The sequence below is a fragment of the Streptomyces erythrochromogenes genome, from assembly GCF_040684695.1.
In the GTDB taxonomy this organism is placed as follows: Bacteria; Actinomycetota; Actinomycetes; order Streptomycetales; family Streptomycetaceae; genus Streptomyces; species Streptomyces erythrochromogenes_C.
On sequence record NZ_JBFBGM010000006.1, the window covers coordinates 174,681 to 194,791 of the forward strand.

General features: G+C 74.7%; 17 protein-coding genes and 1 riboswitch. Of the genes, 11 read left to right on the forward strand and 6 right to left on the reverse strand.

Annotation, left to right across the window (positions count from 1 at the left end):
- Positions 1-43 precede the first annotated feature (43 nt).
- The 4 genes from AB0O53_RS12685 to AB0O53_RS12700 all read left to right on the forward strand — a co-directional run bounded on the left by AB0O53_RS12685 (position 44) and on the right by AB0O53_RS12700 (position 4,343).
- Positions 44-616 (forward strand): TIGR03086 family metal-binding protein, encoded by a 573-nt coding sequence (locus AB0O53_RS12685; protein WP_350992224.1) that lies wholly within the window; start codon positions 44-46, stop codon positions 614-616.
- Between the two features lie 135 nt (positions 617-751).
- A complete protein-coding gene (locus tag AB0O53_RS12690) occupies positions 752-1,969 on the forward strand; it encodes an aminotransferase class I/II-fold pyridoxal phosphate-dependent enzyme (RefSeq protein ID WP_350992222.1) in 1,218 nt (405 codons plus the stop codon).
- A gap of 85 nt (positions 1,970-2,054) precedes the next feature.
- Positions 2,055-3,191, forward strand: coding sequence for an MBL fold metallo-hydrolase (locus AB0O53_RS12695; RefSeq protein ID WP_350992221.1), 1,137 nt, complete (start codon positions 2,055-2,057; stop codon positions 3,189-3,191).
- Between the two features lie 180 nt (positions 3,192-3,371).
- On the forward strand, positions 3,372-4,343 hold the full coding sequence (locus AB0O53_RS12700; RefSeq protein WP_350992219.1) for a virginiamycin B lyase family protein: 972 nt from the start codon (positions 3,372-3,374) through the stop codon (positions 4,341-4,343).
- 37 nt (positions 4,344-4,380) lie between these two features.
- Here the strand turns inward: AB0O53_RS12700 and AB0O53_RS12705 are convergent, their stop codons facing one another.
- Both AB0O53_RS12705 and AB0O53_RS12710 read right to left on the reverse strand, forming a co-directional pair.
- A complete protein-coding gene (locus tag AB0O53_RS12705) occupies positions 4,381-5,016 on the reverse strand; it encodes a DedA family protein (protein WP_350992655.1) in 636 nt (211 codons plus the stop codon).
- Positions 5,017-5,036: 20 nt separating this feature from the next.
- The gene (locus tag AB0O53_RS12710; RefSeq protein ID WP_365195063.1) at positions 5,037-5,813 is read right to left on the reverse strand and encodes an MBL fold metallo-hydrolase; all 777 of its coding nucleotides are present in this window, start codon (positions 5,811-5,813) and stop codon (positions 5,037-5,039) included.
- A 143-nt stretch (positions 5,814-5,956) separates the two neighbouring features.
- On the opposite strand from AB0O53_RS12710, the gene AB0O53_RS12715 reads away from it, so the two are divergent.
- The 6 genes from AB0O53_RS12715 to AB0O53_RS12740 all read left to right on the forward strand — a co-directional run bounded on the left by AB0O53_RS12715 (position 5,957) and on the right by AB0O53_RS12740 (position 13,638).
- On the forward strand, positions 5,957-6,361 hold the full coding sequence (locus AB0O53_RS12715; protein ID WP_350992215.1) for a hypothetical protein: 405 nt from the start codon (positions 5,957-5,959) through the stop codon (positions 6,359-6,361).
- A 113-nt stretch (positions 6,362-6,474) separates the two neighbouring features.
- Complete coding sequence (locus AB0O53_RS12720) at positions 6,475-8,724, forward strand: phage holin family protein (RefSeq protein ID WP_365195065.1); 2,250 nt, start codon at positions 6,475-6,477, stop codon at positions 8,722-8,724.
- A gap of 75 nt (positions 8,725-8,799) precedes the next feature.
- Positions 8,800-10,173: an amino acid permease gene (locus AB0O53_RS12725; protein WP_350992211.1), complete on the forward strand. Its 1,374-nt coding sequence runs from the start codon at positions 8,800-8,802 to the stop codon at positions 10,171-10,173.
- A 54-nt stretch (positions 10,174-10,227) separates the two neighbouring features.
- On the forward strand, positions 10,228-10,662 hold the full coding sequence (locus tag AB0O53_RS12730) for an SRPBCC family protein (RefSeq protein WP_350992209.1): 435 nt from the start codon (positions 10,228-10,230) through the stop codon (positions 10,660-10,662).
- A gap of 94 nt (positions 10,663-10,756) precedes the next feature.
- Positions 10,757-11,818 (forward strand): ATP-binding protein, encoded by a 1,062-nt coding sequence (locus AB0O53_RS12735; protein WP_350992207.1) that lies wholly within the window; start codon positions 10,757-10,759, stop codon positions 11,816-11,818.
- Positions 11,761-13,638, forward strand: a complete 1,878-nt coding sequence (locus AB0O53_RS12740; protein WP_434094370.1) for a vWA domain-containing protein — start codon at positions 11,761-11,763, stop codon at positions 13,636-13,638. The genes AB0O53_RS12735 and AB0O53_RS12740 overlap by 58 nt, the downstream gene beginning before the upstream one ends.
- Positions 13,639-13,703: 65 nt before the next feature.
- On the opposite strand, the gene AB0O53_RS12745 is transcribed toward AB0O53_RS12740, so the two are convergent.
- Together AB0O53_RS12745 and AB0O53_RS12750 are read right to left on the reverse strand one after the other, a co-directional pair.
- Complete coding sequence (locus AB0O53_RS12745) at positions 13,704-15,299, reverse strand: RNA polymerase sigma factor (protein ID WP_350992203.1); 1,596 nt, start codon at positions 15,297-15,299, stop codon at positions 13,704-13,706.
- Positions 15,300-15,515: 216 nt separating this feature from the next.
- A complete protein-coding gene (locus AB0O53_RS12750; RefSeq protein WP_350992201.1) occupies positions 15,516-16,277 on the reverse strand; it encodes a methyltransferase domain-containing protein in 762 nt (253 codons plus the stop codon).
- A gap of 57 nt (positions 16,278-16,334) precedes the next feature.
- Positions 16,335-16,437: riboswitch (ZMP/ZTP riboswitch) on the forward strand.
- An 89-nt stretch (positions 16,438-16,526) separates the two neighbouring features.
- Between AB0O53_RS12750 and AB0O53_RS12755 the strand changes: the two genes are divergently transcribed.
- Entirely contained in the window at positions 16,527-17,372 is an 846-nt protein-coding gene (locus AB0O53_RS12755; RefSeq protein WP_350992653.1) for a bifunctional 5,10-methylenetetrahydrofolate dehydrogenase/5,10-methenyltetrahydrofolate cyclohydrolase, read from the forward strand.
- Positions 17,373-17,435: 63 nt separating this feature from the next.
- Here the strand turns inward: AB0O53_RS12755 and AB0O53_RS12760 are convergent, their stop codons facing one another.
- Together AB0O53_RS12760 and AB0O53_RS12765 are read right to left on the reverse strand one after the other, a co-directional pair.
- The gene (locus tag AB0O53_RS12760) at positions 17,436-18,578 is read right to left on the reverse strand and encodes a DUF6545 domain-containing protein (protein ID WP_365195070.1); all 1,143 of its coding nucleotides are present in this window, start codon (positions 18,576-18,578) and stop codon (positions 17,436-17,438) included.
- A complete protein-coding gene (locus tag AB0O53_RS12765; protein WP_365195073.1) occupies positions 18,575-20,098 on the reverse strand; it encodes an NAD(P)/FAD-dependent oxidoreductase in 1,524 nt (507 codons plus the stop codon). Before AB0O53_RS12765 ends, AB0O53_RS12760 begins: the two co-directional genes overlap by 4 nt.
- Positions 20,099-20,111: the final 13 nt, after the last annotated feature.

Sequence of the window (20,111 nt, forward strand, 5' to 3'; positions counted from 1 at the left end):
GGCACCAGGGGGATGTCACCCCGGGTTGAGGGCGGTGGGAGCCATGTCCGACACGCTGCTCGAACGGCACGCCGAAGCGCTGAGGCTCTTCGGCGAGCGGGTGCGCGCCGTGCGGGACGACCAGTGGGGGGCGTCCACCCCGTGCACGGAGTGGACGGTGCGGGACCTGGTCAACCACGTCACCGGGGAGCAGCTCTGGATCCCGCCGCTGATCACCGAGGGCCGCACCCTCGACGAGCTGGGGGACGCCTTCTCCGGGGACGTACTGGGCGACGACCCGGTCGCCGCGTGGGACAGGGCCTCGGGCGCCGCGCACGCCGCCTTCGCCGCGTCCGGTGCGCTGGAGCGGACCGTACGGCTCTCCTACGGGCCCGCGCTCGGCTCGGCGTACTGCTCGGAACTGACCGCCGACTGCGTCGTGCACACCTGGGACCTCTGCCGCGGCATCGGCGCCGACGACCGGCTGCCCGACACCCTCGTCGAATTCTCGATCAAGGAGGTCATGCCGTACGCAGACGCCCTCGCGGCCGGCGGCATGTTCGCCGAGCCGGTCGAGGTCCCGGCGGGCGCGGACGCGCAGACCCGGCTGCTGGCGATGGTGGGGCGGACGGGCTGAGGCGGGCGGGCGGTGGCCCGACCGGCCCGACCGGGTGCGTACGACAACGGGCATATGCGGCTGAATAATCGTATAAAGGTCAGGGTTGGCGGAGTGCGACGCGGCGAACGCGGAAGGCGGACAGCGGTGGAGGGGATGCAGCGCACGGCGGCGGAGGGCCGCGGCCCGGTCCGCTACGGCCCGCCCGCGCCGCAGCCGGGCCTGCCCGTGCTCGCCGAGCTGATCTCCGTCCTCGGCGCGGCCGCCGGACGCTCCTCCCCGCAGCCCCCGGGCGGCGGGCCGTCGCTGCGCGAGGCGGCCTGCCGGTACTGGCGCCGGCGCGGGCTGGCCACCTCACCGGAGAACGTGGCGGCGGGCCCCGGCGCCCCGGCGCTGCTGCTGGCGCTCATCGGGGCGTACGGGGGCGACGTGATGCTGCCCCGGCCCTGCCCCGCCTGGTGGACGCCCCAGGTCAGGCTGCTCGGTCGGCGGGCCTACCACGTGCCGACCCCGGCCGAGTGCGGCGGCGTGCCCGACCCCTACGCGCTGCTGGAGACCGTACGGCGGGTGCGCGCCGAGGGCGGCGATCCGCGGGTGCTGCTGCTCTCGGTCGCCGACGACCCGACCGCGACCGTCCCGCCGCCCGAGCTGGTGCGCGAGGCGTGCGAGGCCGCCGAGTCCGCCGGGCTGTTCGTCGTCAGCGACGAGAGCTGGCGCGACACCGTCCACCGGCCCCACGACGACCTGGTCCTGAGTCCCGCGGAGATGCTGCCCGAACGGGCGGCGGTCCTCGTCGACCTCTCCGGCGCGTACCTGCCGGCCGGCTGGCCCGCCGCCGTGGTCCGCTTCCCCGCCACCCCGCGCGGGGCCCGGCTGCGCGCCGGCACCCTCGACGTCCTCACCGCCACCGGCGCGGTGGTCGCCGGCCCCGTCGCCGGCGCCGCGGCGCACGCCCTCGACGAACCCGACGCCATCGCCGCGCGCGCGTACGCGGCCGCCCGCCTGCACGGCCTGGTGGCCGCCGCCGCGCACCGCGAGATCCGCGCGGCGGGAGCCCTGGCCCGGCCCCCGCAGGCCGGACGGCACCTGTACGCCGACCTCACCCCGCTGCGCGCCGGGCTCGCCCGGCACGGCGTCGGCGACGCCATGGAGCTGGAGGACTGGCTCGGCGCCCGGCTCGGCGCGCCCACCCCCGGCGGACAGCGCTTCGCGGACGAACTGGGCTCACTGCGGGTCCGGTTGTCCACCGGGCCGCTGCTGGGCGCCACGCCCGAGGAGCGGCTCGCCGTGCTCACCGCCCGGGATCCGCTCGTGCTGCCGCACGTACGCAACTCCCTGGACCTCCTCGGATCGGTCCTGGCCGGGCTGGCCTGACCCCACCGGGCCCGCCCGCCGGCCCGGCCCGCCGCGACCCCGCACCCGCATCCGCGCCCGCGACCAGGTGAACGGAGACCTCCCGATGAGCGACCGGACGGACGCCGCCCCCGCACCCGCCCCGGCCGCCCCCGCCGCGGGGCCCGTATGCCGTGCCGGCACCCGGCCGGCTCCCCGCCCGTCCGGCGCGCGCCCACTCGGCGAACACCGCCGCTGGCCCCGCTCGTTCGCCGACCGGCTGACCACCCCGCTGCCCGGCGTCCGCGCCTTCGCCCGGCTCGCCCGCGAGGGCGCCTTCCGGCCCGGCCCCGAAGGGCTGCGCGGCATCCCGGACCTGCCGTACGAGCCGGGGCCGCTGCCCGCGACGGCCGCCGGCGCGGTGTCCGTCACCTGGGCCGGGCACGCCAGCTGGGTCCTGCGCACCGGCGGACTGACCGTGCTGACCGACCCGGTCTGGTCCCGGCGGATCCTCGGCACCCCCTCCCGGATGACGCCCGTCGGGGTGCGCTGGGAGGACCTGCCGCCGGTGGACGCGGTCGTGATCAGCCACAACCACTACGACCACCTCGACGCCCCCACCCTCAGGCGGCTGCCCCGCGACACCGCCCTCTTCGTCCCGGCGGGCCTCGCGGGCTGGTTCCGCCGCCGCGGCTTCACCCGGGTCACCGACCTCGACTGGTGGGAATGGGCCGAACTGGACGGCGTACGCTTCGAGTTCGTCCCCGCCCACCACTGGTCGAAGCGGTCCCTGATCGACACCTGCCGGTCCCTGTGGGGCGGCTGGATCCTCACCGACACCCTGAGCCCGGTCCCGAGGAAGGTCTACTTCGCGGGGGACACGGGCTACGGCCGGTGGTTCCACGAAATCGGCCGCCGCCACCCCGGCATCGACCTCGCCCTGCTGCCCGTGGGCGCGTACGCCCCGCGCTGGTGGCTCGGCGACGTCCACGCCGACCCGGAGGAAGCCGTCCGGGCGTGCCTGGACCTCGGGGCGCGGAGGATGGCCCCCATGCACTGGGGCGCCTTCGTGCTCTCCGCGGAACCGGTCATGGAGCCCCTGCACCGCACCCTGGCCGCCTGGGACCGGTCGGGACGGCCCCGGGAGGACCTCTGGGACCTCCCGGTCGGCGCCTCCCGCACCCTCCCGGACCCGGAGCCGGACCCGGAGCCGGGCCCGGACGCGGACGCGGACCCGGATCGGGGCCCCGGTCGTCCCGCGTGATCCGGCTCCGCGCCACGGTCGCGTCGATCTCCTCCGCCGGCGCCCCGTCGCCCACGCCACCGGGCATTGGAGTGGCCGGTGCGGCCCCCGGTGGCGTGGCTCCCGCACCCCCGGGCGGCGGTTCCTATGGTCGGCGGGGGTACGGCACCGGGCCGACCGTCCAGATCAGGTGGGTGAGTCGTGGAACGCAAGACGGCCGAGTCGCGAACGATCGATCCGCCGGCCCCCGCGGGCCGCCCGGCCGTCCGGCGGTGGACCCGGCGCCTGGCCGTCGCCGCGGGACTGCTGGCGCTGTGCGCGCTGGCGGGCGGGGTGGCCGGAGCCGCGCAGCCCGGCGGCGCGGGATCGCCCGCCGGTCCGCCCCTGTACGTGTCCGACTACGGCAACAACCGCGTGGTCGCCCTGCCCGCGGACGGCGGCGACCAGAGCACCGTGCCCCTCGACGGCCTGGTGCGGCCGACCGGCCTGGCCTGGGACGCGGCGGGCCGGCTCTACGTCGCCGACACCGGCAACAACAGGGTGGTCGTCCTGCCCCCGGACGGCGGGCAGCAGGCGGTCGTGCCCACCGCGGGCCTCTCGCGTCCGCTGGGGCTCGCCGTCGACCCGGCCGGGAACCTCTTCATCGCCGACAGCTTCAACGACCGGGTCGTGAAGGTGGCCGCGGACGGCAGCGGCCAGAGCACCGTCCCCACCACCGGGCTGCTGCACCCCTGGGGGCTGGCGATCGCGTCCGACGGCGGCCTGTACGTCTCCGACTTCGTCAACGACCGGGTCGTCAGGATCGCCGCGGGCGGTGGCGGTCAGACCACCGTCCCCACCACCGGCCTCTCGCAGCCGACCGGGCTGGCCCTGAACGCCGCCGGCGACCTCTACATCGCCGACAGCGGCAACAACCGTGTCGTGAAGGTGCCCGCCGGCGGCGGCCCGCAGAGCACGGTGCCCGTCACCGGCCTGAGCTCTCCGCTGGGCCTCGCGCTCGACGGGACCGGCGGCCTCTACGTGGCCGACGGCTTCAACAACCGCGTGGTGCGGGTCCGGGAGACGGGTGGCGGCCAGGTCACGCTCCCCTTCACCGGCCTCAACACCCCGACGGGCCTGGCGTTCCCGCCGCCGGCCGCCCGGCCCGACCACGGCCGCCACGACGCGCCCTAGGTCGTGTCGTCGAAGTCCCGTCTGGCCGGCGGCCCGCTCAGGGCCTCCGGCGCAGCCGGCGCCAGGCCGCCGGGCCCGCACTGATCAGCAGTGCCAGGCCGACCGCCACGGCCACGCCCTTCCACGGCTCCGAGAAGAGCGAGCCGCCCAGGATGCCGATCAGCCCGTACGTGGCCGCCCAGGCCAGGCACGCGGGGGCGTCGCCGCGGGCGAACCGGCGCAGCGGGAGTTCCGCCAGCAGGCAGGCCAGCATCACCGGGATCCGGCCCGCCGGGACCAGTCGTGAGAGCACCAGCACCGTCACCCCGTGCTCGTCCAGCCGGGCCTGTGCCTGCGCCAGCCGCTCGGGCGTGGCCCGGCCACGCAACGCCGCCAGCCACCGCGAACCGTTGCGGGACCGCACCCCGCGCTGCCCGAGCCAGTACAGCGCCAGGTCCCCGGTGAAGGCGGCCAGCGCCGACACCGCGAACACCAGCAGCACCCCGTACGGCGCCTGGTGGTGGAACGCGACCACCGCCGCCGAACTCACCAGCGCCCCGGTGGGAATCACCGGTACCAGCGCACCCAGCGCGACCAGCACGAACAACGCCGGATAGCCCACCGCCTGCTGGGTGGTCTCCGGCGGCACCTGGCCGCCGGCCCCCGCCGCCCCCGCGGCCGCCGCCGCTGCCACCGCCGTGAGGTCGTGGAGCGTCACGGCAGCCGCACCCGTTCACCGTGCCCGGGCACCCGTACGGTCACCTTCGGCGCGAGCCGGCGGGCCCGCCGCTCGAACTCCTCGCCCGGCGCGTGGAACTCGTGCGGCCGTACCGCGTCCATCCCCACCGGCCAGTACGTCCCGTAGTGGACCGGCACCGCCGCCGCCGGCGCCAGCTGCGCCAGCGCGTGCGCCGCCCGCCCGGCGTCCAGGTGCCCCGGCCCCAGGTACGGACCCCAGCCGCCCACCGGCAGCAGGGCCACGTCCACCGGCCCCACCTCCTCGGCCATCGTGTCGAACAGCCCGGTGTCCCCGGCGAAGTACGTCCGGGCGGCGCCCAGGACCACGTACCCGAGCGCCGGCGCGCGGTGCGGCCCGAACGGCAGCCGCCGCCCGTCGTGCCGGGCGCTCACCACCCGGACCCGCACGCCCTCCGCCACGCCGACCTCCTCGCCCGGCGCCGTCTCCGTCACCGCCAGCCCGCGCAGCCCGGCGAGCCGGGCCAGTCCCGGGACCGCCCGCCGCGCCCCCCGCGGCACCAGGAGCCTGGTTCCGGGCGCGAGCCGCCCCAGCGACGGCAGGTGCAGATGGTCCGCGTGCAGGTGCGAGACGAGCACCACGTCCGCCACCGCCGCCTCGGGCGGCGGGAGCGCCCCGCGGCGCCGCCGCAGGTGCGCGAGCCGCCGCGTGAACAACGGGTCCGTCAGCAGCCGCACCCCGGAATCCTCGACGGTGCACGTCGCATGGCCCCACCAGGTGATCTCCACCGGCACCAGGCCCTCCCTCCCTCGCCGTCCCGTCGGCCTCGGGGTGTGTCCTACCCATGATGCCGGGCCGGAGGCCCCCGCCAGCGCGTCGGAATCCGAACCCGGCAGCCCCTCCTCTCGGGCGGCGGATCGGAGTAGGGTCCGGCGGCATGGAAGAGTTGCGCGTGGCCGCGATCGCCAGCCTGGCCCCGCTCGAAGACCTGGACGCCGACCCCTTCGCCGTGGACACCCGTGGCCAGCACGCCGTGTGCGCGCGCTGGGCGGCCGACCGGGGCTACACCGTGACCAAGCAGCTGCTGGTCTACGGGATGCGCGCGGACCACTGCGGGTTCTGGTCCGAGATGTCCATCGGGCGCGTCGACCTCTTCGTCGCGGCGAACCAGCGGGTGCTCGCCCGCGCGCTGCGCTGCGTCGAGGAGTTCACCGCCGAGTGCGAACGGCGCGGCGTGCGCCTGGAGACGGCGGGCGGCGAAGAGCCCCGGTACACCTCCGCGATGAAGGCCGAGGTGCACCGGCGGCTGTCCATGCCGACCGCCGGCTACGACGGCACCTGACCGCCGTCGCCCCGCCGCCCCGCCGCCCGCCCCGTAGGCGTCCCCCCGCCGCCCGGCCGCCCCGCCCCCGCTGTGCGAGCCTGGAAGCGCGAGACGAACCAGGGGGTGGCACGGTGCGGCGACGACGGTGGCGGACCACGGGCAACGCCCTGGTGCGGGTGGCCCTCGTCTGGGCCGTCTCCACCCTGACGATGCTCGCCCTGGCCGGGATCCTCCCGGACTTCCGGCTGCAGTCCGACGACGGCGACAGCATCACGCAGATCGGCCTCACCGCGGCCTGGGGCGCCGGCGCCTTCGGCCTGCTGAGCGCGCTGGTCTGGCCCGTGGTCGTGCGGGCCCTGCTGCTGGTGCCCGCCCTCGTGCTCGGGCTGCTCGTCTTCTTCCTCAACGGCTCGCTCCTGCTGCTCGCGCTCAGGCTGATCCCCGACGGGCGGGGCGAGGCCGCCCCCGAGACCGCGGTCGTCGTCGCCGCCGTGATGTCCGCGGTGGCCTCGGCGACCTCCACCGCGCTCGCGGTGCGCGACGACGAGGCCTACCGGCGCCGGCTCTACCGGCTCGCCGACCGGCGCCGCCGCCGGCAGGGCCCCGGGGCGGCGTCCCGGTCCGGGGCGGCCGTGCCCGGCCTGCTGGTCCTCCAGCTCGACGGGGTCGGGTACGAGGTGCTGCGCGAGGCCTGCAACAGCGCGCTGATGCCGACCGTCGCCGGCTGGCTGGAGCGCGGCCACCGCGTCACGTCCTGGCGGACGGACTGGTCGAGCCAGACCGGCGCGAGCCAGCTCGGCATCCTGCACGGCTCCACCTTCGACGTGCCCGCCTTCCGCTGGTACGAGAAGGACACCCGCGAGGTGATGGTCTGCAACCGGCCCACCAGCGCCGCGGAACTCCAGCGGCGGGCCATCGGGCGCACCGGCGACGGCGGACTGCTCACGCTCGACGGGGCCAGCCGGGGCAACCTCTTCAGCGGCGGCGCGGACCAGCTGGCGCTGGTGCTCTCGGTCTCGGCGCGGCGCGGCCGGGCCAACCGGTCCCGCTCCGGGTACTTCGCGTACTTCTCCGACCCGGCCAACGCCGTCCGCACGGCCCTGTCCTTCACCGCCGACGCGGTCCGCGAGATCGTCCAGTCCCTGCGGGCACGGATCCGCGGGGACCGGCCCCGGGTGTCGCGCGGCGGTCTCTACCCGCTGATCCGGGCCTTCGCGACCGTGGTCGAACGGGACGTGGTCGTCGCGGCGGTGATCGGCGACATGCTCGCGGGGCGCTCCGTGGTCTACGCCGACCTCGTCGCCTACGACGAGGTCGCGCACCACTCGGGCCCGCGCGGCCGGGACACCGACCAGGTGCTGGAACGCCTCGACCGCAGCCTCGCGCTGATCGCCCGGGTCGCCGAGCACGCGCCGCGCCCGTACCGGATCGTGCTGCTCTCCGACCACGGCCAGAGCCCGGGGGAGACCTTCCTGGCGCGGTACGGGCTGACCCTGAAGGACCTGGTGCGGGCGGGCTGCGGCCTGCCCGTCTCCCGCAGGGCCGGCCGTACCCGCAGCGGCGCCGAGGCCCGCGCGGCGGTCCTCGCGGCCCTGCACCGGCCGGTGGAGGGCGGCGAGGAGGCCCGCCCGGGACCGGGCTCCGACCCGGTGGTGCTGGCCTCCGGGAACCTCGCCCTGATCTCCTTCCCGGACGTCCCCGGCAGGGCCTCCCGGGCCCGCATCGAGCGCACGCACCCCGCGCTGCTGGCGACCCTGGCCAACCACCCCGGCGTGGGCTTCCTGCTGGTGGACGGGGTGGTACTGGGCCCCGGCGGGGCCGAGGCCCGGCTGGACGTGCCCGGTGAGGCGGAGCGGCTGCTGGCCCCCTTCGGGCCGGGCGCGGCCGCGGCCGTCCGCCGGACCGACGCCTTCCCGCACGTCGCCGACATCATGGTGAATTCGGCGTACGACCCGGACACGGGCGCGGTGCACGCCTTCGAGGAGCAGATCGGCTCGCACGGCGGCCTGGGCGGGGAGCAGGGACACCCGTTCCTGATGTGGCCCGCGGAGCTGTCGGACCCGGGGGAGGAACTGGTCGGCGCGGAGGCCGTGCACGGCGTACTGCGGCGCTGGCTCAGGGAGGCGGACGGCCCCCAGGTACCGGTGGCCGCGCCGGGGGAGGGGTGGGCGCGGGAGCCCGCGCCCCGCGACGCGGAACGCTACGCGGCCGCCCCGCCTGCCCGGGCCGAGGGGCCGGTCCGCGGGGAGGCCTCCGGGCAGGTATCCGACGAGATCTCCGGGGAAGCCTCCCGAGAGGCGCCGCAGGATTCCCCGCCGGGAGGCCACATCAGCGGAATCCTTCCTTCCGAGGGGTCGCCCGCGCGGGACGAAACCCGCTGATTTGGTACGTCCCGCACGGTGGCCGACCATGTGTCGACCCGCCCACCATGTGAGACGACCCGAGGCGCACCACCGATGACCAGCACCGCAGCCCTGCCCGCCGAGGCCACCGCACCCCCCGAGCCGGGCCGCGACCCCCATGCCCGGCGCTTCGGCCTCCCCATCGCGACCTGCCTGGTCATGGGCAACATCATCGGCGGCGGGATCTTCCTCCTCCCCGCCTCGGTCGCCCCGTTCGGCACCATCAGCCTCGTCGCCTTCGCGGTCCTCACCCTCGGCGCGATCGCCCTCGCCCTCGTCTTCGGCCGCCTCGCCCACCGGCACCCGCAGACCGGCGGCCCGTACGTCTACGCCCGCGCCGCCTTCGGCGACTTCGCCGGCTTCCTCGCCGCCTGGAGCTACTGGATCACCTCCTGGGTCTCGAACGCGGCGCTCGCCGTCGCCTCCGTCGGCTACCTTTCCGTCCTCTTCCCCGCCATCGGCGAGCACAAGTGGTCCATGTGCCTGGCCGCCCTGGCCATGCAGTGGCTCCCCGCGCTCGCCAACCTGGCCGGCACCCGCTACGTCGGCGCCGTCCAACTCGTCGCCACCGTGCTGAAGTTCGCCCCGCTGCTGCTGGTGGCCGTCGGCGGCCTGTTCTTCTTCGACCCCGCCAACCTCGGCCCGTTCCAGGCCACCGGCCAGAGCCCGGCCGGCGCGCTCTCCGCCTCCGCGGCGATCCTCCTCTTCAGCTACCTCGGCGTGGAGTCGGCCGCCGTCAGCGCCGGAGAGGTCCGCGACCCCGCCCGCAACGTCGGCCGGGCCACGATCCTCGGCACCACCGGCGCGGCCGTCGTCTACCTGCTCGGCACCCTCTCCGTCTTCGGCCTCGTCGCCCACGAGAAGCTGGTCTCCTCCGAGGCCCCCTTCACCGACGCCGTCAACGCCATGTTCGGCGGCACCTGGGGCGGCACCCTCGTCGCCTGCGCCGCCGTCGTCTCCATGGCCGGCGCCCTCAACGGCTGGACCCTGCTCAGCGCCCAGACGCCGTACGCGGCCGCCAAGGACGGGCTCTTCCCGCGGGCCTTCGAGAAGAAGCGGCGCGGCGTCCCGGTCGTCGGCGTCGTCGTCACGACCTCCCTGGCCTCCGCCCTGACCGTCTACAACTACACGGCCGGCTCCGACGGCGTCTTCGAGATCCTCGTCCTCGTCACCACCTTCACCGCGACCGTCCCCTACCTGCTCTCCACCGCCGCGCAGATCTACTTCCTGCTCTCCGGCCAGGGCGAGCGCGTCCGGCGGGGACGCCTGGTCCGCGACGGCGCCCTCGCCGTCCTCGCCTTCGGCTTCTCCATGTGGCTGGTGGCCGGATCCGGGTACGCCGCCGTCTACCAGGGCGTTCTCTTCCTCTTCGCCGGCGTCGCCGTCTACGCCGTGATGGCCGCCCGCAGGCAGCGGACAGCGGTCTGACCTGCGCGGTAGCGTGGAAGGACAGCGCCTTCCAGGGGGCACGAAAGGGTCGCCATGTCCGCGATCAGAGAAAGCATCGAGATCGACCGCAGTCCCGAAGAGGTCTTCTCCTACGCGTCGGACGCCTCCCACCTGCCGGAGTGGCAGAAGAGCGCCGTGTCCGTCCGGGGCGCCGGGCACCCGGCCGTCGGCTCGCTCATCGCCGTACGGCGGCGGATCGGCCGGCGCGAGTTCCCGACGACCATGGAACTCACCGAGTACGACCCGCCCAGGAGCTGGCACCTGCACGGCATCGACGGCCCGGTCCGAGGCGACGTCCGCGGCACCGTCGAGCCCCTGGGCGACGGGACGCGCTCCCGGCTCACCCTGAGCCTCGACTTCGAGGGCCACGGCATCGGCAAGGTCCTCGTACCGCTCGTCGTGAAGCCGTACGCGCGCAAGGAGATGCCGCTGAACGAGGAGAAGCTCAAGCACCTCATCGAGACCTGAGCCGCACGCCCGGAAAACCGGATGCCGGGCGGTGTGCGGTGCGACCAGACTGGCCGCACCACACACCGCTCCGCCCCGAAGGACATCCCCACCCGTGCAGGCTGCCGTCACCGTCACCCCCGCCCAGATCCCCGAACTGCTGCTCGGCCTCGCGACCGTGCGGCCCGTTTTCCTCTGGGGGGCGCCCGGCATCGGGAAGTCCTCGCTCGTGCGGAAGTTCGCCGACTCCCTCGGCCTGGAGTGCGTCAGCCTCCTCGGTACGCAGCTCGCCCCCGAGGACCTGATCGGCGTACCGCAGATCCGCGACGGCCGCTCCGTCTTCTGCCCGCCCGAGGCCATCGCCCGCGACGAGCCGTACTGCCTCTTCCTCGACGAGCTCAACGCCGCGAGCCCGGACGTCCAGAAGGCCTTCTACTCGCTGATCCTCGACCGCCGGATCGGCTCCTACGAACTGCCCGCCGGATCCATCGTCATCGGCGCGGGCAACCGCGCCACGGACAACGCGCTGGCCCGGCCCATCGCCTCCGCCCTGGTCAACCGCCTCACCCACGTCCACCTCCGGGCGTCCGCGCAGGACTGGCTGGTGTGGGCCGGCGAGCACGGCATCCACCCGTGGGTGACCGACTACCTCACCGACCGCCCCGACCACCTCTGGTCGCAGCCGCCCAAGACCGAGGAGCCCTTCTCCACCCCGCGCTCCTGGCACATGCTCTCCGACGCCCTGCACTCCTTCGGCACGGAACTGGACGAAGCGACCCTCAAGGTGGTCGCCCACGGCACGCTCACCCCCGCGCACGCCGTCTCCTTCTGCGGCTACGCCAAGATCGTCCGCCACACCTTCGGCATCGAGGCCATCCTGAAGGGCGACGCCTCCTGGCCCGCCCGGCTCCAGGACCGCGACCTGCTCTACTACCTCGCGGAGGCCTTCCGCGGCCGCCTGCTCAAGGAGCTCCCGGCCCAGAAGGAACACGTCTCGCCCGCCCTGCGCCAGCACACGTACCGCTTCAAGGCGCTCCTGGTCCAGCTCGCCGAGATCTCCGTCGAGGTGGCGCAGACCGTCATCGCCGACGACGCCGACGGCCTGCCCGTGCTGCCCGGATGGTTCCTGATCGAGGCGGCCCGCGACATGCCCCGCCTCGTCGAGGCCCGCCGGTGAGCCGCGGCGCGAAGGCCCGGGCGAAGGCGGCGGCGGCCAAGCCCGACCCGGCCACCCAGGCCTTCGCCGAGGGCCTGGCCCTCGTCAAGCAGAACCCGGCCCTCGGCGCCCTGAACGGCAAGATCTGCCGCGAGGCCGGCTGCCCGGAAGCCCCCGACGGGGGCCTGGCCGTCATCACCTCCAACGGCGTCGTCCACGTCCACCCCACCCGGCGGGCCGAACCCCGCGAGTGGGCCTGGACGATCGCCCACGCCCTGCTCCACCTCGGCTTCGGCCACGTCCCCGCCGCCGACGACGAGAACCGGACCCAGCCGGACCCCTTCGACCTCGCCGCCCGCTGCGCGGTCGTCAACCGCTTCCTGCTGACCTTCCCCGTCGGCCGCGCCCCCGACCACCTGCCGGCCGAGTACCCCGGCGGCGACGAGGACGAGCTCGCGGCCCGCTGGCGCCGCGACGGCATCCCGGCCGCCTACGAGCACTGCGGCACCGCCGGCCGCGGCCCCGACCAGGTGCTGACCACATGGCGGGCCTGGGGCGGCAGCGCGGCCCCCGACTGGCAGACCGCCTTCGCCGCCGCCCTGACCCGCAGCGTCTCCGCCGCCATGGACGTCGCCGGCGGCCGCCGCGACCGGACCACCGGCGAGCGGGTGGAGCAGCGCCCCTGGGACCGGGCCCTGAACTGGTTCGTCTCCTCCTACCCGCTGCTCGGCGGGCTCGCCGCAGGCCTGACCGTCGTCGCCGACGCCGAGCTGGCCCGCGCCCAGGACATCGCGATCGCCGCCGTCAGTGCCACCGCCGGGGAGATCTACATCAACCCGCTGCGCAGCTTCGAGGACGAGGAGTGGCGGTTCATCCTGGCCCACGAGATGCTGCACGCCGCCCTGCGCCACGGCGAGCGCCGCGGCGGCCGCGACCCCTACCTGCACAACGTCGCCGCCGACTACGTCGTCAACGACTGGCTGGTGGAGATGCGGATCGGCAGCATGCCCGAGGGGCTGCTGCACGACCCGGAGCTGCGCGGGCTCTCCGTCGAGGAGGTGTACGACCGGATCGCCCGCGACCTGCGCCGGATGCGGCGCCTGGCCACCCTGCGCGGCAAGGGCGCCGGGGACATCCTCGGCGAGCCCCTCGCGCACGGCGCGGGGCGCCCGTACGCGGACCTCGACGAGTTCTACCGGCGCGGCCTCGTCCAGGGCTTCGACCTGCACGTCCAGGGCGGGCGCGGCCTGCTGCCCGCCGGGCTCGTCCAGGAGATCCGGGCCCTCGCCCACCCGCCGGTGCCCTGGGACGCCCGGCTCGCCCGCTGGTTCGACGAGTACGTCCCGAGGCCGCAGGCCGTACGGTCCTACGCCCGCCCGGCGCGCCGACAGGCCTCGACCCCGGACATCCCGCGCGCGGGCCGGTACTTCCCGCCCGAGGAGATCGCCCGCTGCACCTTCGGCGTGGTCCTGGACACCTCCGGGTCGATGAACGCAGCCCTGCTCGGCAAGGCGCTGGGCGCGATCGCCTCGTACGCCGAGGCCCGGGACGTCCCCGCGGCGCGGGTCGTGTTCTGCGACGCGGCGCCGTACGACGCGGGCTACGTGCCGCCGACCGAGATCGCGGGCCGGGTCCGCGTCCGCGGCCGGGGCGGCACGGAACTCCAGCCGGGCATCGACCTGCTCCAGCGGGCCGAGGACTTCCCGCCGGCGGCGCCGCTCCTGGTGATCACCGACGGCTGGTGCGACACCCTGCGCATCCGCCGCGAACACGCCTACCTGATCCCCGAGGGCGCCTCCCTCCCCTTCACCCCCAGGGGCCCGGTCTTCCGCCTGACCTGACGGCCGCAACGACGAGGCCCCCGCCCCGCCGGGCGGCGGAGCGGGGGCCTCGTACGGGAGCCGACTCAGTCGAGGTAGTCGCGCAGCACCTGCGAACGCGACGGGTGGCGCAGCTTCGACATGGTCTTCGACTCGATCTGGCGGATGCGCTCACGGGTGACCCCGTACACGCGGCCGATCTCGTCGAGGGTCTTCGGCTGGCCGTCGTTGAGGCCGTAGCGCATGGAGACCACGCCCGCCTCGCGCTCCGAGAGCGTGCCCAGGATCGACTGGAGCTGCTCCTGGAGGAAGGTGAAGGAGACCGCGTCCGCGGGCACGACCGCCTCGGAGTCCTCGATGAGGTCACCGAACTCGCTGTCGCCCTCCTCACCCAGCGGGGTGTGCAGGGAGATCGGCTCACGGCCGTACTTCTGGACCTCGATGACCTTCTCCGGGGTCATGTCGAGTTCCTTGCCCAGCTCCTCCGGAGTGGGCTCCCGGCCGAGGTCCTGGAGCATCTGGCGCTGCACGCGGGCGAGCTTGTTGATGATCTCGACCATGTGGACGGGGATGCGGATCGTGCGCGACTGGTCGGCCATGGCACGCGTGATCGCCTGCCGGATCCACCAGGTCGCGTACGTGGAGAACTTGAAGCCCTTGGTGTAGTCGAACTTCTCCACGGCGCGGATCAGGCCGACGTTGCCCTCCTGGATCAGGTCCAGGAAGAGCATGCCGCGGCCGGTGTAGCGCTTGGCCAGGGAGACCACGAGACGGAGGTTGGCCTCCAGCAGGTGGTTCTTGGCCCGGCGGCCGTCCTCGACGAGGATCTCCAGCTCGCGCTTGAAGGCGGGCTTGTGGTCCTCCTCCTCTTCGAGCTTGTACTCGGAGAAGAGACCGGCCTCGATGCGCTTGGCGAGCTCGACCTCCTGCTCGGCGTTGAGGAGCGGCACCTTGCCGATGAGCTTGAGGTAGTCCTTGACCGGGTCGGCCGTGGCACCGGCGACCATGACGGTCTGCGCCGGGGCGTCGTCCTCGTCGTCGTCGGACAGCACGAAGCCCTGGGCGCCGGCCTTGGGGGCCTCCTCCTCGGCCTCGTCGACGAGGTCCTCCGCTGCCCAGTCCTCGCCCTCGACGACCGGGTTCTCGCCCTCGTCGGCGTCCTTGGCACTGGTCTTCTTCGCCGCGGCGGTCTTCTTCACGGCGGTCTTCTTGGCGGCGGTCTTCTTGACCGTGCGCTTCTTCGGCTCGGCGGCGGCCTCGGCCGGCGCCGCCTCCGCAGCAGCGGCGGCCGACGGAGCGGATATCGCCGAGGCCGTGGACGTGACCGTGGTGGCCGCGGCGGGGGCCGCGGTCTTGCGCGCGCCGATGGGGCGGGGCGCGGCGGCGGCCTTCTTGGCCACGGTGCGGGCGGGGGCGGCGGCAGCCTTGCGGGGCTTCTTCGCGGCAGCCTTGGTGGCGGGGGCCGCGCTGACGTGAAGGGCGACACCCTCCTCGTCGAGGACCTGGTTCAGGCTGCGCAGGACCCGCTTCCACTGGTCCACCGGGATGCGGCCGGCCTCGAAGGCCTGGCGCACGTCGTCACCGTTGATGTGACCCTGCTCGCGGCCGCGCTCGACGAGCGCGACGAGGGCCTCGGATTCGGCGATCTCCGGAGGGAACGTACGGGACGGGCTGAGCGACACAAGGAGCCTCTCGTTGCGAACAAATATGGGGTGGGCGGGACATCATCGCGCGAACTCGGGAAACAGACCCGAGGGGGGTCTGTATTCCGGGGCCGCGCGAGGACACCTGTCGGTTCATCGCATGCCCGAGTCGATTCGTTACGCGCTGAATTGAGTGACCTGCGCCACGCTACGACCGGGCAACCGGATCCGGCGCGGATCCGTCCGCCCTCCGCGTCAGCCCGTTTTGCGGGCTTCGATCAGGAAGCGGGCGGTGTGCGCGACGAACGGGCCGTCGCGCTCGATCCGTTCGTGCAGTTCGCGCAAGCGGTCCCGGTACTGCCCGACCGTGAAGCCCGGCACCATCCAGATCACCTTCCGCAGAAAGTAGATCACGGCTCCGATGTCGTGGAACTCGGTGCGCAGGCGCTCCGAGCGCAGGTCCACGACCTCCAGGCCCGCCTTCGTGGCGTCCGCCACCGCGTCGTCGGGGTGCCGGGCGCCGCGGACCTCCTCGGGCTGGGGCCCGAGAAAATATTCGACGAGTTCGAAGACGCTCGCCGGGCCGACCTGCTGCGAGAGATACGTTCCGCCCGGTGTCAGCACCCGGGCGATCTCGTCCCACCAGATGGTCACCGGGTGCCGGCTGGTCACCAGCTCGAAGGCCTCGTCGCCGAAGGGCAGGGGCGGCTCGTCGGAGTCCGCGACCACCACCGCGCCCAGCGGGTGCAGCAGCCGGGTCGCCCGCTCGACATTGGGCGGCCAGGACTCCGTGGCCACCATCAGGGGCGGCAGGGGCCCGGAACCGGCGAGGACCTCGCCGCCACCGGTCTGGATGTCCAGGGCCGACCGCACGCCGGCCAGGCGCTCGGCCATCAGGCGCTGGTACCCCCAGGAAGGACGCTGCTCGGTGGCCCGCCCGTCGAGCCAGGAGAAGTCCCAGCCGTCCACGGACACGGATTCGGCCTCGGCGACAAGATGGTCGAAAGTACGCGTCATGCACCGATCGTCGCAGGCCGGGCGCCGGGCGACCACCGATTTGGTCGACTACAGTGGTCGGCGGGCCGTGACTGGCGTTCGGGTGGATCACCACCGGGGAGCGGCCCGGCGTACCGGAGGACCTCCCGTACGCCCGCTGCCGCGCGCCTGGGCGAACCGCGATCCGCGCACCGCGCACCGCAGCGACGTTCAGGAGATCCCGTGACGACCGCCCAGCAGACCGCCCCCGCCGCCGGCACCGCCCGACTCATGGACGGCACCGCCCTCGCCCGCCGTATCTCGGAGCAGACCGCCGCCCTCGCGGCGAAGATCACCGAGCGCACCGGCACCGCGCCCTGCCTCGCGACCGTACTGGTCGGCGAGGACCCCGCCTCCGTCACCTACGTCCGCATGAAGCAGAACCGCTGCGCGAAGGCCGGGATCACCTCCCGCCACGTGGAGCTGCCGGCCTCGACCACCACGCAGGAGCTGGTCGCGGCGATCACCGCCCTGTCCGAGGACCCGGAGATCAGCGGCATCCTGCTCCAGCACCCCGTCCCGCACCACATCGACGAGCGCGCCGCCTTCGAGGCGATCGCCCCCGGCAAGGACGTGGACGGGGTCACCATGCACTCCTTCGCGGCCATGGGCTTCGGCCTGCCGGGCTTCGTCTCCTGCACCCCGGGCGGCATCATGCGCCTGCTCGCCGCGTACGACGTGGACCTGACCGGCAAGCACGCCGTGGTCGTCGGCCGCAGCGCGATCCTGGGCAAGCCGGCCGGGATGCTGCTGCTGGAGCAGAACGCCACCGTCACCTACTGCCACTCCCGCACCCGGGACCTGTCCTCGATCGTGCGCCAGGCGGACGTGCTGGTCGCGGCCGTCGGCAAGGCCGAGTTCATCCGGGGCGAGGACATCAAGCCGGGCGCGGTGGTCCTGGACGCCGGCTACAACGAGGGCAACGTCGGCGACGTCCACTTCGAGTCGGCGGCGGCCCGGGCCTCGCTGATCACGCCCGTGCCGGGCGGTGTCGGCCCGATGACCATCGCCGTCCTGCTGGAGCAGACCGTGCAGGCCGCCGCGGCGCAGGCCGGGCTGGACCTCGCCGAGCTCTGATCCGCCCCGCCGACGCGCGAGCGCCCCGGACCCCGGTCCGCCCCGCTCGCGCGTTCCCGGCCCTCAGCCGGACGTGCGGAACGCCCGGGCCAGGGCGGTCAGGGGGCGGTTGCCCAGGCGGTGCGGCTCCGGCAGCGGTGCCGGGGCGGTACCGGAGCCATGGGCCGCGCCGCCCTTGAGGCGGCACGCGGCGGCCAGTACGGCCGCGTCGGCGACGGTGGCGGCACGCGCCTGGTCCAGGCCCCGGCCGCGGGCCTCCTCGTACGCGGCGGCGTGCACCAGGGGGTCGAACCAGCCGGCCAGCGCCAGGATGCCGTCGTCGATCACCGACTCGCGGTGGACGAGCCGGATCCGCACCGGGGACCACCAGGCCAGCGGTACGGTCCGGCCCTGGGCCGCGGCGAAGGGGCGCAGCGCCTTCCACAGCGGGCGCAGCCGCCGGTACTCGCCGAAGGCCGTCCAGGTCGCCGACCCGCCGATCAGCGGGACGACGAACCCGGCGCCGAGCAGCAGCGCCGAGGCCGAGGCCAGGGGCGGCGCCACGTCCGTGGACAGGTACACGCAGTCACGGCCGACCCAGCGCGCGGCCACCGCGGCCCATTTCAGGACGAGGCAGGCCAGGTCCAGCAGCCCCGCGAGCACGATCAGGGCCAGCCCCGTGCGCAGCGGGCGCAGCGAGCGGTCCGCCCGCACGAACCACTTGGCGCACAGCCAGGTCAGCGCCGCCGTGCCCAGCGTGTGCGCGACCAGGAAGCAGACGATCATCTCGCGGATCCACGGCGTCGTGGCGTAGTACACGTCCAGGTCCCGAAGCCGCTCCACCGGCGCGTCGCCGATCACGAACAGGACGACGATCGCCGCGGTGGCCGTGCCGAACACGGCCGCGGTCAGCCGGGTGGCCCGGCGCACGGCCGCGGGCGGCCCGCCGCGCCACTGCAGGATGAGGATGACGCACAGCCCGGAGAACGCCGTGAGCAGGCCGAACACCAGGGGCGCGGAGAAGTTGACCACGCCGGTACGGCGGTTGACCGCGGCGATGGTCGGCGGCGAGGCCAGGAAGGTGATCGGGGCGCCGACGACGAGCAGCGCGCAGGCGGTCCGGTTCAGCGGCTGGTCCCAGTCCCGGCGCAGCTTCGGAAGCTTGATCAGCAGCGCCAGGACCATCAGGGAGCCGGGCAGGAGGAGCAGGAGGGTCTGGCCGGTCATCGGGCCTGTCCGACGGGGTCGGCGGGGCCGACCGGATCGGTTGCCGGACCGGTGGGGGCCGCGCCGCCCCCACCCCCACCCCCTCTGCCGGAGCCGGAGCCGGAGCCGGTGCCCGCCCCGGGCGCCGGGTCCAGTCCGGCGACGGCCCGCTCCGCCGCGGTGAGCGGCGGCGCCTTCAGCGCACCCCGGTCGGAGGCGCGCACGACGTGCCAGACCACCGAGGGACGCAGCCAGTGGGTCGGCTCGATGCTCATGGTGAGGACGTTGAACAGGGCGGCCGTGAGCGCCTCGTCCGTGGTGGCTCCCGTCATCAGGCGGTTGACGTAGCCGTTGAGCACGTTGGTGCCGGCGCGCGGCTTCATCCCGGTGGCGCCCGGATAGAGGATGTCCTGCGACGTGGCGAGCTCCCAGGCGGTGGCGACCTGGGGCGCGATCACGCGCTGCGCCTCGCGGCCGATCCCCGGGTGGGCCAGGCCCTTGCCCCGCAGCAGGGTGCGTACGGCCAGCAGCCCCTGGGCGGCGACGGTCATGCCCTGTCCGTACAGCGGGTTGAAGGTGGCGACGGAGTCGCCGACGGCGAAGAAGCCGTCGGGCAGCTCGGCCTTCTCGAAGTAGACCCGGCGGTTGGCGGTGCCCTGGGTGACGGCGACGTCGGTGAGGGGCTTGCGGCCCTCCAGCAGCTCGCCGACGATCGGGTCGCGGACGGACTTGGCGAACGGGATGAAGGCGTCGGGGTCGCCCGTGGGCTGGCCGCCGCGGGTGCCGGACAGGGTGGCCTGCCACTGGCCGTTCTCGATGGGCACGATGGTGGCGGTCTGCCCGGGGACGGGCACCCGCGGGTCGGACTGCACGTTGACGATGGGGAAGCCCATCTCGTGGGCGCCGGCGGGGGCTTCGAAGATCCGGGTCGCGTAGACGAGCCCGGAGTCGACCTCGGCCTGCCGGATGCCGCTCACGCCGAGCGCCTGGAGCCACGTCCGGGCCCGGGACCCGCGGCCGCTGGCGTCGACCACGAGATCGGCCGTCACCAGCCGGTCCTGCTCCTCGGGGGTGTCGACGCGGACGCCGGTGACCCGGGCCGCCGTGCCCTCCAGGCCCCGGACCCGGCTCCGCTGGAGGGTGGACACGCCGACGAGGCCGGTGACCCGGGCGCGGACCACCGAGTCGAGGAGGTCGCGGCTGCAGGAGATGTTGAACTGCTTCTCCCCGCAGCGCGGGATCCAGCCCTGGGCGGTCTTGGTGACCAGGTCGGTGGGCAGGCTGCGGCGGATGGCGCCGGCCTTCGTCCAGTCGTCGGTGATGCCGGGCAGGATGCGCTCGATGGCCCGTGCACCGCCCGACCACAGCAGATGGGTGTGCCGGGCCTGCGGAAGGCCTCGGCGCGGCGCGGGCCCCTCGGGCAGGGGGTCGGCGTCGATGACGGTGACCGTGGCGTGCTCGGCGAGGACAGCGGCCGCGAGGAGGCCGGCCAGACTGCCGCCTATGACGACGGCGTGGCGGGGCGGTGAGGACTGGTTCATCGTGGCGGGCTCT